The 13,552-nt window shown below is 69.5% G+C and carries 15 protein-coding genes; 11 read left to right on the top strand and 4 right to left on the bottom strand.

The window, feature by feature from the left end:
* Positions 1-70 precede the first annotated feature (70 nt).
* Positions 71-2,413, top strand: coding sequence for an immune inhibitor A domain-containing protein (locus CRP56_RS16355; RefSeq protein ID WP_097264698.1), 2,343 nt, complete (start codon positions 71-73; stop codon positions 2,411-2,413).
* A gap of 122 nt (positions 2,414-2,535) precedes the next feature.
* On the top strand, positions 2,536-2,883 hold the full coding sequence (locus CRP56_RS16350; protein ID WP_097264696.1) for a hypothetical protein: 348 nt from the start codon (positions 2,536-2,538) through the stop codon (positions 2,881-2,883).
* Here the strand turns inward: CRP56_RS16350 and CRP56_RS16345 are convergent, their stop codons facing one another.
* Both CRP56_RS16345 and CRP56_RS16340 read right to left on the bottom strand, forming a co-directional pair.
* Positions 2,884-3,474 (bottom strand): isochorismatase family protein, encoded by a 591-nt coding sequence (locus CRP56_RS16345; RefSeq protein ID WP_097264693.1) that lies wholly within the window; start codon positions 3,472-3,474, stop codon positions 2,884-2,886. It lies immediately after the preceding gene.
* Positions 3,475-3,566: 92 nt separating this feature from the next.
* Positions 3,567-4,916 carry a nicotinate phosphoribosyltransferase gene (locus CRP56_RS16340; RefSeq protein WP_097264691.1) on the bottom strand — a complete coding sequence of 450 codons (1,350 nt, stop codon included), beginning with the start codon at positions 4,914-4,916 and terminating at the stop codon, positions 3,567-3,569.
* 57 nt (positions 4,917-4,973) lie between these two features.
* Between CRP56_RS16340 and clpS the strand changes: the two genes are divergently transcribed.
* From clpS to CRP56_RS16295, 8 genes are all read left to right on the top strand, one after another.
* Positions 4,974-5,291 (top strand): ATP-dependent Clp protease adapter ClpS, encoded by a 318-nt coding sequence (clpS, locus tag CRP56_RS16335; RefSeq protein WP_097264689.1) that lies wholly within the window; start codon positions 4,974-4,976, stop codon positions 5,289-5,291.
* A gap of 11 nt (positions 5,292-5,302) precedes the next feature.
* Positions 5,303-5,905, top strand: coding sequence for a DUF2017 domain-containing protein (locus CRP56_RS16330; protein ID WP_097264686.1), 603 nt, complete (start codon positions 5,303-5,305; stop codon positions 5,903-5,905).
* 324 nt (positions 5,906-6,229) lie between these two features.
* The gene (locus tag CRP56_RS16320) at positions 6,230-7,648 is read left to right on the top strand and encodes an amino acid permease (protein WP_097264684.1); all 1,419 of its coding nucleotides are present in this window, start codon (positions 6,230-6,232) and stop codon (positions 7,646-7,648) included.
* A gap of 132 nt (positions 7,649-7,780) precedes the next feature.
* The gene (locus CRP56_RS16315) at positions 7,781-8,203 is read left to right on the top strand and encodes a Mov34/MPN/PAD-1 family protein (RefSeq protein WP_097264682.1); all 423 of its coding nucleotides are present in this window, start codon (positions 7,781-7,783) and stop codon (positions 8,201-8,203) included.
* Positions 8,204-8,243: 40 nt separating this feature from the next.
* The gene (locus CRP56_RS16310; RefSeq protein ID WP_097264680.1) at positions 8,244-9,266 is read left to right on the top strand and encodes a LacI family DNA-binding transcriptional regulator; all 1,023 of its coding nucleotides are present in this window, start codon (positions 8,244-8,246) and stop codon (positions 9,264-9,266) included.
* Between the two features lie 88 nt (positions 9,267-9,354).
* A complete protein-coding gene (locus CRP56_RS49290; protein WP_324612360.1) occupies positions 9,355-9,450 on the top strand; it encodes a putative leader peptide in 96 nt (31 codons plus the stop codon).
* 110 nt (positions 9,451-9,560) lie between these two features.
* Positions 9,561-9,839: a MoaD/ThiS family protein gene (locus CRP56_RS16300; protein WP_059192069.1), complete on the top strand. Its 279-nt coding sequence runs from the start codon at positions 9,561-9,563 to the stop codon at positions 9,837-9,839.
* Between the two features lie 6 nt (positions 9,840-9,845).
* Positions 9,846-10,796, top strand: a complete 951-nt coding sequence (locus CRP56_RS16295; protein WP_097264674.1) for a PLP-dependent cysteine synthase family protein — start codon at positions 9,846-9,848, stop codon at positions 10,794-10,796.
* 4 nt (positions 10,797-10,800) lie between these two features.
* Here the strand turns inward: CRP56_RS16295 and CRP56_RS16290 are convergent, their stop codons facing one another.
* Complete coding sequence (locus CRP56_RS16290) at positions 10,801-11,256, bottom strand: type II toxin-antitoxin system PemK/MazF family toxin (RefSeq protein WP_097264672.1); 456 nt, start codon at positions 11,254-11,256, stop codon at positions 10,801-10,803.
* Positions 11,257-11,470: 214 nt separating this feature from the next.
* Here CRP56_RS16290 and CRP56_RS16285 point away from each other — a divergent pair, with 214 nt between their 5' ends.
* Positions 11,471-12,223 carry an MBL fold metallo-hydrolase gene (locus tag CRP56_RS16285; RefSeq protein ID WP_097264670.1) on the top strand — a complete coding sequence of 251 codons (753 nt, stop codon included), beginning with the start codon at positions 11,471-11,473 and terminating at the stop codon, positions 12,221-12,223.
* 66 nt (positions 12,224-12,289) lie between these two features.
* Here CRP56_RS16285 and CRP56_RS16280 read toward each other — a convergent pair whose 3' ends face one another.
* A complete protein-coding gene (locus tag CRP56_RS16280) occupies positions 12,290-13,540 on the bottom strand; it encodes a PTS transporter subunit EIIC (RefSeq protein WP_097264667.1) in 1,251 nt (416 codons plus the stop codon).
* Positions 13,541-13,552: the final 12 nt, after the last annotated feature.

The following is a 13,552-nucleotide window of genomic DNA, read 5'->3' as shown; positions in this document are numbered from 1 at the left end:
GCGCGCGCGGACCCTCCATGACCAGGACCCCTCCTGCCCCCGCGCGCCCGAACGCGGGGGAGGACCTCAAGTGACCAGTAGATCCTGGACGTTCAGAGCGGCGGCGACCACCGTCGCGCTGGCCGCCGCGACCGCCACGTTCTCCACGTTCGCCGTCGCCCAGGCCAGTACCGCCGCCCCTCAGTCGGCCACCGCGAACCGGACCGACCCGCAGCCGGCGAAGACGACGAAGGAACACGACTTCGACGGCCCGCTCTCCAAGACCCAGGAGGCGCAGCGCGAAGAGGCGCTCAAGCAGGTCATATCCGGCGACGCCAAGGTGACCGAACGCAACGGCTCGCAGGTCGTCGCGCTCAAGAGCCGCAAGGGCGACAGCAAGTACGTCGAACTGGGCCGGGAGCGCACCGACAAGATCTTCACGATCCTCGTGGAGTTCGGCGACAAGACGGACCCCCGCTACGGCGGCACGGCCGGCCCCGCCCACAACGAGATAGCCCAGCCGGACCGCGCCCAGGACAACTCCACGGCGTGGCAGGCGGACTACAACACCGCCCACTACAAGGACCTCTACTTCGGCGACGGCACCGCGTCGATGAAGACCTACTACGAGAAGCAGTCCTCGGGCCGCTACTCGGTCGAGGGCGAGGTCACCGACTGGGTCAAGGTCCCCTACAACGAGGCCCGTTACGGCTCGAACTCCTGTGGCACCTGTGCCTGGAACGCGGTGCAGGACGGCGTCACGGCCTGGGTCGCCCAGCAGAAGGCGGCGGGACGCACCGACGCGCAGATCAAGGCGGACCTCGCCCAGTTCGACCAGTGGGACCGCTACGACTTCGACGGCGACGGCGACTTCAACGAGCCCGACGGCTACATCGACCACTTCCAGATCGTGCACGCCGGTGAGGACGAGTCCGCGGGCGGCGGCGCGCAGGGCGAGGACGCCATCTGGGCGCACCGCTGGTACGCCTTCGGCACCGACGCCGGCAACTCCGGCCCCGCGGGCAACCTGCTCGGCGGCACCCAGGTCGGCGACACCGGCATCTGGGTCGGCGACTACACCATCCAGCCGGAGAACGGCGGACTCGGCGTCTTCGCCCACGAGTTCGGCCACGACCTCGGTCTGCCGGACCACTACGACACCTCCGGCGGCGGTGACAACTCCACCGGCTTCTGGACCCTGATGTCCTCCGGTTCCTGGCTCGGCACCGGCAAGGACGCCATCGGTGACCTGCCCGGCGACATGACCGCCTGGGACAAGCTCCAGCTGGGCTGGCTGGACTACGACGTGGCGAAGGCCGCGACCAAGTCCAAGCACCGGCTGGGCATCGCCGAGTACAACACGAAGAACAAGCAGGGTCTGGTCGTCGAACTGCCCAAGAAGGCGGTCACCACCGAGATCGTGACCCCGGCCCAGGGCGCCACCCAGTGGTGGAGCGGCAGCGGCAACAGCCTCAACAACACGCTGTCCCGTTCCGTGGACCTCACCGGCAAGTCGGCGGCGACGCTGACCCTGGACGGCTGGTGGGACACCGAGGCCGACTACGACTTCGTCTACACCGAGGTCTCCACCGACGGCGGCACCAAGTGGACGCCCGTCGACGGCACCGCGGACGGCACGGCCCTCCCGAAGGACGCCAGCGGTCAGCCCGTGCTGACCGGTTCCTCGGAGACGTACAAGAAGCTGTCGTTCCCGCTGGACGCCTACGCCGGCCAGAAGATCGACGTGCGCTTCCGCTACTCCTCGGACGGCGGTGTGGCCGGCAAGGGCTTCACGGCCGACCGGATCTCCGTGACCGCCGACGGCGCCGCCCTGTTCAGCGACGACGCCGAGACCGCGGACGCGGCCTGGACGGCGAAGGGCTTCTCCCGCGTGGGCGCGTCCTTCACCAAGGACTACGCGCAGTACTACATCGCCGAGAACCGCCAGTACGTGTCGTACGACAAGACGTTGAAGGTCGGCCCGTACAACTTCGGCTTCTCCACGACCCGTCCGAGCTGGGTCGAGCACTACGCCTACCAGAACGGCCTGTTGATCTGGAAGTGGGACACCTCCCAGGCGGACAACAACACCAGCGCCCACCCGGGTACCGGTCTCGTCCTGCCGATCGACTCCCACGCGAAGGCCCTGAAGTGGTCCGACGGCACGGCGATGAGCAGCCGCCTCCAGTCCTACGACTCGCCGTTCAGTCTGTACCGCACGGACGGCATGACGCTGCACAAGGCGGACGTCGCGACCAGGATCCCGTCGTCGAAGGGGGTGCCGGTCTTCAACGACCACACCAGCACCTACTACGACGAGACGACCCCCTTCGCGGGCGTCCGGGTCACTGACACCAACACCAAGATCAAGATCGTCAAGGAGGCCAAGAACGGCTCCACGATCTCCATCGAGGTCGGCCCCGCGGTGAAGTAGCTCGTATTTCCGCAGGTCAGAAGGCTATCGGCGGCGACCCCCTGGCGGGTCGCCGCCGATCGTGTTTAGGTGCCACCTGATGACTTTCTTATTGACACCGGTGCACACGGGGGTGTGACTGCATGGCCGCAGGAGGTTTCTGCAAGCTGCCGACCGGCAGCGTGGTGGTGGCGCTGAACCTGCCCAGACCCGCCGCCGACGGCACGGACTGCGTCCGTGTCCTCGTCCACGCCCAGAACCGGGCGCGCGCCCTGACCAGGCTGCGCAACCTCGGGCTGCGGGCCGTCTACCTGCGGGGCAACGCGGCCCCGCCGACGCCGGACGAGATCACCGCCGTACTCCATCACCCGGACGGCCTGATATGGCGGACGGCCCCTGACAACGCTGTCGTGGCGCCGGGCCCGGAGCTGGCCCAGGAGCTGTGGCACCCGATCAGGGCGCTGCTGCGGCGCCCTGCGGCCCCGGCGTGATCAGGTGACGACGGGCTTGCCGGAGAGCTCGACCCCGGCCGCCCGCAGCTCCTCCAGCGCCCGCTCGGTGGTCTCGGCGGCCACCCCGGCGGTCAGGTCCAGCAGCACCTGCGTACGGAACCCCTCCCGCGCCGCGTCCAGCGCGGTGGCCCGCACGCAGTGGTCGGTGGCGATGCCGACCACGTCGACCTCGGTGACCTCCCGGGCGCGCAGCCAGTCGGCCAGCGCGACGCCGTTCTCGTCGGCGCCCTCGAAGCCGCTGTAGGCGGCCGCGTAGGCACCCTTGTCGAAGACCGCGTCGATGGCGCCGGAGGCGACGGCCGGGGCGAAGTTCGGGTGGAAGCCCACGCCCTCGGTGCCCGCGACGCAGTGCGCGGGCCAGGAGTGGACGAAGTCGGGGTTGTCGGCGAAGTGGCCGCCGGGCGCTATGTGGTGGTCGCGGGTGGCCACGACGTGCTGGTAGCCGGAGCCCGCCGCCTGTCCGATCAGCTCGGTGACGGCGGCGGCCACATCGGCACCCCCGGCCACGGCGAGGCTGCCCCCCTCACAGAAGTCGTTCTGGACGTCGACGACGATCAAGGCGCGGCGCATGGTGGGTGTCCTTCGACTGTTGGTGAACTTACGAGCCTAGAGACTTCGGCGTTCCGGCGATACGGCTTGTGACACTGCGGGCGGGCGCACCGTTACTGGCTACCCGACCGCCCGTGCACGTACTCCGTCGGAAGGACGGGTTCCCCGCGCGAGAGCTGGGTCGCCGACAGCGGCAGCCCGTCCCGCGCGGCCGTGTGCCGGTCCCGTACGACGTCCAGCGACTCCCGCGCCACCACGTCCCCGCCCTTGACCAGCTCCACCAGCAGCTGCCGGTCGGCCAGCTCGGGCGGTACGGGCCCGGTGCCGACGACCTCGGCCTCCGCGATCCCGTCCTCGTCGAGCCGCCGCGCGGCCCACTTGCGCCCGCCGATCGAGGTCTTCCCGCCGGACGACTTCTTCGCGACCGGCACCAGCGGCGCCTTGGGGTCGGCGGACTCGGCCCGCGCAACCAGCTTGTAGACCATCGAGCAGGTCGGGTGCCCGGAGCCGGTCACCAGCTGGGTGCCGACGCCGTACGCGTCCACGGGCGCCGCCGCGAGCGAGGCGATGGCGTACTCGTCGAGGTCCGAGGTCACGATGATCTTCGTGTCCCGGGCGCCCAGCTCGTCCAGCTGCTGCCGCACCCGGTGCGCGACCAGCAGCAGGTCGCCCGAGTCGATCCGTACGGCGCCCAGCTCGGGCCCGGCCACCTCCACCGCCGTACGCACCGCGCTCGCCACGTCGTACGTGTCGACCAGCAGGGTGGTGTTGCGGCCCAGCGAGTTGACCTGGGCCTGGAAGGCGTCCCGCTCGTTGTCGTGGAGCAGGGTGAAGGCGTGGGCGGAGGTGCCGACGGTGGGGATGTGGTAGCGGAAGCCGGCCGCGAGGTCGGAGGTGGAGGCGAAGCCGCCGACGTAGGCGGCGCGGGAGGCGGCGACGGCGGACAGCTCGTGGGTGCGGCGGGCGCCCATCTCGATCAGCGGGCGGTCCCCGGCGGCGGACGACATGCGCGAGGCGGCCGCGGCGATCGCGGAGTCGTGGTTGAGGATCGAGAGGATCACGGTCTCCAGCAGCACGCACTCGGCGAAGGACCCCTCCACCCGCATGATCGGCGAGCCCGGGAAGTAGACCTCGCCCTCGGGGTAGCCCCAGATGTCCCCCGAGAAGCGGTAGGAGGCCAGCCACTGAAGGGTCGGCTCGTCGACGATGCCGCGCTCCCGCAGGAAGCCGAGGACGTCCGCGTCGAAGCGGAAGTTCTCGACGGCGTCCAGGACCCGCCCGGTCCCGGCCACGACCCCGTAGCGCCGCCCGTCCGGCAGCCGCCGGGTGAAGACCTCGAAGACGCTCCGCCGCTCGGCGGTACCGGCCTTCAGCGCGGCCTGCAACATCGTGAGCTCGTACTGATCCGTGAAGAGCGCCGTCGAGGGAACGTCCACCGGCAGCCCAAGGTCCGCTGTGTTCATGGCGAGGATGCTACACCCCTTCGCGTCAGTGTGACGATTTGTGGGGGCCGTGGCAGCATGGGCTCTGTGACGTCACCCGCTCCCGTAGAGATCGAACGCACCGAGTCGGCGGAAGAGGTCTTCGCCGTCCCCGAGCCGGACGTCCCCTGGGTCACGATCGTCCACAACGACCCGGTCAACCTCATGAGCTACGTGACCTATGTCTTCCAGACCTACTTCGGGTACTCGAAGGACAAGGCCACCAAACTGATGCTCGACGTCCACCACAAGGGCCGGGCGGTCGTCTCCAGCGGAACCCGCGAGGAGATGGAGCGCGACGTGCAGGCGATGCACGGCTACGGACTGTGGGCCACCCTCCAGCAGGACCGGAAGTAGCGATCCCTCTGATGCCAGGCACCTTCGAACCGCTCCCCGGCGGCGGCGCGGCCGTCGCCCTCGACGACGTCGAGATCTCCATCATCCGGTCGCTGGCCGTCCAGCTCCTGGAACTCATCGGCCCCGGACCCGGCGAGGACGCCCCGGACGACCCGCTCGCCGAGCTGTTCGCCGAGGGGCCGAGCGAACCGCCCTCCGACCCGGTGCTCAAGCGGCTCTTCCCGGACGCCTACAGCGACCCCGAGGGCACCCCGGAGGCCCAGGAGGCGGAGGAGCAGCGCGCGTACTCGTCCGAGTTCCGCCGCTACACCGAGAACGACCTCAGGGCCGGCAAGCGCGACAACGCCCTCGCGGTGATCCGCTCCCTGGACGCGCTGAGTCCGGCGGGCGACGGCGGGGCGGTGCTGAAGCTGTCGGCGGACGAGTCCCGGCAGTGGCTCGGCTCCCTCAACGACCTGCGCCTCGCGATCGGTTCGCGGCTGGAGATCACCGACGAGGAGGACACGGACCTCCTCTACCGGCTGCCGGACGAGGATCCGCGCAAGCCGATGGTGATGGCGTATCTGTGGCTGGGCGGGTTGCAGGAGACGCTCGTCTCCACCCTTCTGCCGTAGTTTGTGATGTTTTTGTGTTCGCTCAGCGGACGCTCAAATCCGGATAACGATCGCGTCACCGCGACGGTCTCGTATGCCCGTCCAGGCGGCGCTTTGTCCGCTTCTCCCTGTGTCCTGTGTCACATCTCGCACAGGTGATCAATATTGCGGCCGTGATAAATCTTCACGACCGCCCGACGAACACCACCCGTATGTTCGGTCGGGTGCGCCACCGAGCCGGTAACCACCGGCCAGGCAGAAAAACTCCAGTATCCGGGGGGATCGAGAACCGATCCGAGGCCGACGAGAGGCCCGGTTCGGTATGGAGAAAGGCGCACCACACTTATGACCTCCGCTCAGGTCGAGAACTCTTCCGAAGAGGGTTACGAGCGTGGCCTCGGCAGTCGCCAGGTCCAGATGATCGCGATCGGCGGCGCCATCGGCGTCGGTCTGTTCCTGGGAGCCGGGGCGAACATCGCCAAGGCCGGTCCCAGCCTCATCTTCATGTACGCCCTCGCGGGCGTGATCATCTTCTTCATCATGCGCGCCCTCGGCGAGCTGCTCCTTTACCGCCCGGTCTCGGGCTCCTTCGCGGAGTACTCCCGCGAGTTCCTCGGCCCGTTCTTCGGCTACTTCACCGGCTGGACGTACTGGCTGATGTGGGTCGTCACCGGCATGGCCGAGCTCACGGCCGCGGCGATCTACGTCAACTACTGGTTCCCGCACATCCCGCAGTGGGTGACCGCCCTGGTCTTCCTGGTGATCCTCTTCGGGGTCAACCTGATCTCCGTGAAGCTCTTCGGCGAGCTGGAGTTCTGGTTCTCGATGGTCAAGGTCACCGCCCTGATCGGCATGATCGTCATCGGTCTCGGGGTGCTCACCTTCGGCTTCAGCTCCGCCGGTGACACCGCCGCCGTCTCCAACCTCTGGGCCTTCGACGGCTTCTTCCCCAAGGGTGTCGGCTCGTCCCTGATGACCCTCCAGGGCGTCATGTTCGCCTACCTCGCCGTCGAGCTGGTCGGTGTCACCGCCGGCGAGTCCGAGGACCCGGAGAAGACCCTCCCCAAGGCGATCAACACGCTCCCGTGGCGTATCGCGCTGTTCTACGTCGGCGCGCTCACCGTCATCCTGTGCGTGGTGAAGTGGACCGAGTTCGGCGAGGGCGTCAGCCCGTTCGTCGCCGCCTTCGCCAAGATCGGCATCCCGGCCGGCGCGGGCATCGTGAACTTCGTGGTCCTCACCGCCGCGCTGTCCTCCTGCAACTCCGGCATGTACTCCACCGGCCGCATGCTGCGGAACCTGGCCGAGAGCGGCGAGGCCCCCGCGGTCTTCAAGAAGCTGTCGTCCACCAAGACCCCGGCCCTCGGCATCGCGGTCTCGGTCGCCTTCATGGGCATCGGCGTGGTCCTCAACTACATCGTCCCGGAGAAGGCGTTCGGCTACGTCACCTCGGTGGCCACCGCGGCCGGCATCTGGACCTGGCTGATGATCCTGGTCAGCCATGTGCTGTACCGGCGCGCGGTCGACGCCGGCCGGCTGCCCGCCTCGTCCTTCCCGGCGCCGGGCGGCGCGAAGTGCTCGTACGTCGCCATCGTGTTCCTGCTCTTCGTCACGGGCCTCATCGCGTACGACGCCGACTCCCGCGTCTGCCTGTACGTGATGGCGGGCTGGGCGGTCGCGCTGGGCATCGGCTGGGTCGTCCTCAAGAGCCGCAACCCGCAGATCGCCGAGCGCCGCGAGCCGGAGTTCGAGAAGGTCGGCTGACCACCCCCGAGGACGTCCAGCGCAGGGAGTTCTCGTGGTGCCCCCTGTCGCTGCCGCTCAAGGCGTCCGGCATATGGGCCGTCCCGTACCACCTGTCGGTACGGGACGGCCCGTCTGCTTATCCTGACGGACATGCTGACCATCACCCAGGCCCTCGTCGACCAGATCGTCGCGCACGCGCGCAAGGACCACCCCGACGAGGCGTGCGGCGTCGTCGCGGGCCCGGCCGGATCGGACCGCCCCGAGCGGTTCATCCCGATGCTGAACGCGGCCATGTCGCCCACGTTCTACGAGTTCGACTCCGGCGACCTGCTCAAGCTCTACCGCGAGATGGACGACCGCGACGAGGAGCCGGTGGTCATCTACCACTCCCACACCGCGACCGAGGCCTACCCCTCGCGCACCGACATCTCCTACGCCAACGAACCCGGCGCCCACTACGTCCTCGTCTCGACCGCCGACACCGACGGACTCGGCGACTTCCAGTTCCGCTCCTACCGCATCGTCGAGGGCGAGGTCACCGAGGAGGACGTGCGGATCGTCGAGGCATACTGATCATCGTAGGCCCGACCAACTCGGCGGATCGGAGACGGTGTTGACGCGACGGCCGCACGGACAGCGCCCCACGATCGAGGACGTCGCCCGCCGGTCGGGGGTGTCCCGGTCCACGGTCTCGCGGGTGATCAACGGCGAGCCGAAGGTGCGCGCCGAGGTCGTCGCGGAGGTCCGGCGGGTCATCGCCGAACTCGGCTACGTCCCCAACCAGGCCGCCCGCCAGCTGGTCACCCACCGCACGGGTGCCGTCGCGGTCGTCGCCGACCAGCCGGACGGCAGGCTCTTCCTCGACCCGTTCTTCGACTGCCTCCTGCGCGGCATCCGCCGCGAACTCGCCCACCACGGCGCCCAGGCCGTCCTCCTCTTCCTCGACGAGCCCGACGACCTCGACCGCGTCGCCGACTATCTCGGCGGCGGCCATGTCGACGGCGCCGTCCTGTTCTCCCTGCACCCCGGCGGCCGCCTGCACGGCATGACCGACCGCCTCGACATCCCCGTCGTCTTCGGCGGCCGGCCCCTCCTGTCCGACGGCGACACCGTCCGCGCCCACCCCTATGTCGACGGCGACAACCGCGGCGGCGCCCGCCAGGCCGTCCGGCACCTCGTCTCGCTCGGCCGCCGCCGCATCGCCACCGTCACCGGCCCGCACGACCAGGAGCACTCCGCCGCCGAACGCCTCGCCGGCTACCACGACGTCCTCCCCGACGCCCCGCCCGGCCTCGTGGAGCGCGCCGACTACACCCGGCAGGGCGGCGCCCGCGCCATGACCGCGCTGCTCGACCGGTGTCCGGGCCTGGACGCCGTCTTCGCCGCCTCCGACCTCATGGCCGCCGGCGCCCTGGACGTCCTGCGGGAACGCGGCCGCCGGGTCCCGGACGACGTGGCCGTCGTCGGCTACGACGACCTCACCGAGATCGCCGAGTCCACCGACCCGCCGCTGACCACCGTCCACCAGGACGTCGCCGAGATGGGCCGCCTGCTCGCCCGGCTCCTCTTCGACCGGACCGCGGAGCCGGCCGCGGTCGTCGTACCGACCCAACTCACGGTGCGCGCGTCCGCCTGAGCTGTGCCGTCTCACCGTCCGGCCGGAATCCGTCCATCATGTGGGATCACACTCCGGGACCCGGACCGGGAATCGATACGATGACCGCATGGTTTCCCACGACGTGAGCGAGAAGACGCCGGGCACGCTGCTCGTGGCGCGGCTGCACGTCGACCTGTGCAGGCTCGCCAGCGCCATCTGTTGACGCTGCTCCCTGCCGCCGTATGGCCGTGAGCCGCGGCGCCACTCACCTCTGCTGTACCGCGCTGCCGTGCGCCCACCGACCCGAACACCATCCGACAGGAGCCCGCAACCATGGCCATCGAGGTCCGCATCCCGACCATCCTCCGCACGTACACCGACGGCCAGAAGGCCGTGGAGGGCACCGGGGATACCCTCGCCGAGCTCTTCACCGACCTCGAGACCCGGCACGCGGGCATCCAGGCCCGGATCGTGGACGGCGGCGAGCTGCGCCGCTTCGTCAACGTCTATCTGAACGACGAGGACGTCCGCTTCCTGGAGGGCATCAACACCAAGCTCGCCGACGGCGACAACGTGACGATCCTGCCGGCCGTGGCCGGCGGCATGGCCTGATCCTCGATGCGCTACGACTCCCCGCTCGCCGCGGTCGGCAACACCCCCCTGGTGCGCCTGCCGCGGCTCTCGCCGTCCGAGGACGTCCGCATCTGGGCCAAGCTGGAGGACCGCAACCCCACCGGCTCGGTCAAGGACCGCCCGGCCCTGCACATGATCGAGCAGGCGGAGAAGGACGGCCGCCTGACCCCGGGCTGCACGATCCTGGAGCCGACCAGCGGCAACACCGGCATCTCCCTGGCCATGGCGGCCAAGCTCAAGGGCTACCGCATCGTGTGCGTCATGCCCGAGAACACCTCGCAGGAACGCCGGGACCTGCTCGGCATGTGGGGCGCCGAGATCATCTCCTCCCCGGCCGCGGGCGGCTCCAACACCGCCGTACGCGTCGCCAAGGAGCTGTCCGCCGAGCACCCCGACTGGGTGATGCTCTACCAGTACGGCAACCCGGACAACGCGGGCGCCCACTACGCCACGACCGGCCCGGAGATCCTCACCGACCTCCCCTCGATCACCCACTTCGTGGCGGGCCTCGGCACCACCGGCACCCTGATGGGCGTCGGCCGCTATCTGCGCGAGCACAAGCCGGACGTGAGGATCGTCGCCGCCGAGCCGCGCTACGACGACCTGGTGTACGGCCTGCGCAACCTCGACGAGGGCTTCGTCCCCGAGCTGTACGACGCCTCCGTCCTCACCACCCGCTTCTCGGTCGGTTCCGCCGACGCGGTCACCCGCACCCGCGAACTCCTCCAGCAGGAGGGCATCTTCGCGGGCGTCTCCACGGGCGCCGCGCTGCACGCCGCGATCGGCGTCGGCAAGAAGGCCGTGAAGGCGGGGGAGAGCGCCGACATCGTCTTCGTCGTCGCGGACGGCGGCTGGAAGTACCTGTCGACGGGCGTGTACACGGCGGCGACGACGGAAGAAGCGATCGAGACCCTGCAGGGTCAACTCTGGGCGTGACCCGCTAAGTGGCGAGGTGACGGACCTGGTCCCACAGGACCGGGTCCACCACCCCCACCCGGCGCCGGAAGTCCCACACCGGCACCTCGCGCAGCTCGTCCGTCTCCAGGAAGCTCGCGCGCCCGTGGGCGTCGCCCACCGAACCCGGCGGCAGCGGGATCACCCCGGCCCGCTCGTCGTGGTACTTGCTGGTGATCTTCGCGACGACCGCCCGCCGCCCGTGCACCGCCAGCACCAGACACGGCCGGTCCTTGGCCCCCGGTCCGTCCTCGTACGGCACGATCGCCCACCAGATCTCCGCTGGCCGCGGCCGCGCACCGGCACCCCGGGCCCCCGGCCGCCCGGGCGGCCGCGTCCGCCGTCCCGCCGGCCGACGCCCCCGCCCCCACCCGTCGACGAGCGTGGCGACCAGCGCGAGCAGCACCACCGCCACGAGCGCCAGCCACCAGGACGTGTCCATACGACGACGTTACCGGCGCACGATCCCCACCGCGCGCCTTCTCGCGATCCGTACGCGCCCCTGGTCCAGCCGAACCGGTGACACCACAGGTGAGTTCGCCCACAACAGCCCTTGGCGGAGGAGCGACAGGGGGTTTTGCGCCTTACGCTCGACAAACCGCACGACCCCCGACGCACCCAATTCTCTCCATCCCGCCAGCGGAGGTTTCTGCTTCATGAAGCTCACCGTCGTCGGCTGCTCGGGGTCGTTCCCGTCCGCGGAATCGGCCTGCTCGAGCTACCTCGTAGAGGCCGACGGCTTCCGGCTGCTTCTCGACATGGGCAATGGTGCCCTCGGCGAGTTGCAGCGCCACTGCGGTCTCTACGACCTCGACGCGATCTTCCTCAGCCATCTGCACGCCGACCACTGCATCGACATGTGCGCGTACTTCGTCGCGCGCTACTACCGCCACGACGGCGGCCGCTGCGCCCCCCTCCCGGTCTACGGCCCCGAGGGCACCGAGCACCGCCTCACCACGGCCTACGCCGACACACCCACCGCCTCCTCGATGAGCGAGGTCTTCGACTTCCACACCGTCAAGCCGTCCACCTTCGACGTCGGCCCCTTCACGGTCCACACCGAACGCGTGGCCCACCCTGTGGAGGCGTACGGCATCCGCGTGGAGCACGGCGGCAAGTCGCTGACGTACTCCGGCGACACGGGCAGCACCCCCGTCCTCGACGAACTCGCCCGCGACACCGACCTGTTCCTCTGCGAGGCCGCGTTCACCCACGGCAAGGAGGACATCCCCGACCTGCACCTCAACGGCCGCGAGGCGGGAGAGACGGCGACCCGGGCCGGCGCCCGCCGCCTGGTCCTCACCCACATCCCCCCGTGGACCGACCCGCAGGTCAACCTCGCCGACGCCCGCGCGGTGTTCGACGGCCCGGTGGAACTCGCGGCGCCGAGGGTGTCGTACGAGATCTAGCAGCCCGTACGTGCACGAAGGCCCCGGTACCTCCTCGGTACCGGGGCCTCGGTCATCGTAGGAACGTCACGCCTTCGTGAGGTCCTCGACCTCCTCCTCGGGCTCGCGGCCCGGGGTGGAGAGGTTCCACTTGATGATGGCGAAGCGGAAGACCGAGTAGTAGATCGCCGCGAACACCAGGCCGATGGGGATGATCAGCCAGGGCTTGGTGGCCAGGTTCCAGTTGAGCGCGTAGTCGATGAAGCCCGCCGAGAAGTTGAAGCCCGCGTGGACCCCGAGGCCCCAGGTGACCGCCATGGACAGGGCGGTCAGCACCGCGTGGATCACGTACAGGAGCGGGGCGATGAACATGAACGAGAACTCGATCGGCTCGGTCACACCGGTCACGAAGGACGTCAGGGCGAGCGAGACCATCATGCCGGTCACGGCCTTGCGGCGCTCGGGGCGAGCGGTGTGTGCGATGGCCATCGCGGCGGCGGGCAGACCGAACATCATGATCGGGAAGAAGCCGGACATGAACATTCCGGCGGTGGGGTCCCCGGCCAGGAAGCGGCTGTAGTCACCGTGGACGACCTGTCCGGCGGCGTCCTTGAAGTCGCCGAGCTGGAACCACGCCACCGTGTTCACGAACTGGTGCATGCCGATGGGGATGAGCGCGCGGTTGATCGCGCCGAACAGCGCGGCGCCGACGGAGCCGAGGCCCGTCATCCACTCGCCGAAGTTGCTGATGCCCTCGCCGATCGGCTCCCAGACCAGCCCGAAGAAGACGCCGACGGCGACACCGACGAACGCCATGATGATCGGTACGAGACGGCGGCCGTTGAAGAAGCCGAGCCAGTCCACCAGCTTCTTGCGGTGGTACCGCTGCCACAGGACCGCCGAGAGGAGACCCATGATGATGCCGCCGAGGACACCGGGGTTGTTGTAGGTCGCGGCTATGTCCGCACCCTTGGTGATCTTGGCCTCGGTGACCGGGAACGACTCCAGGACCTTGCTGTAGACCAGGAAGCCCACCAGTGCGGCGAGCGCGGTCGAGCCGTCCGACTTCTTGGCGAAGCCGATGGCGACTCCGATACAGAAGAGCATCGGCAGGGCGCCGGTGATGGCGCCGCCCGCGTTGGCGAAGACCGACGCGACCTTGTCCCAGCCCAGGCCGTCCTTGCCGAACACGTCGTCTTGGCCTAGCCGGACCATCAGGCCCGCCGCCGGCAGCACGGCGATCGGGAGCTGAAGGCTTCGGCCGACTTTCTGCAGGCCCTGGAAAAGACCGGATCCCCGCTTCTTCGCGGGGGCCGCCGTCTCGGTGGCGGTGCTCATAACGCTTCCTCC

Origin of the sequence: Streptomyces sp. TLI_55, assembly GCF_900206255.1 — a bacterium.
GTDB lineage: Bacteria > Actinomycetota > Actinomycetes > Streptomycetales > Streptomycetaceae > Streptomyces > Streptomyces aquilus.
This window is presented reverse-complemented; position numbering and strand designations above follow the sequence as displayed.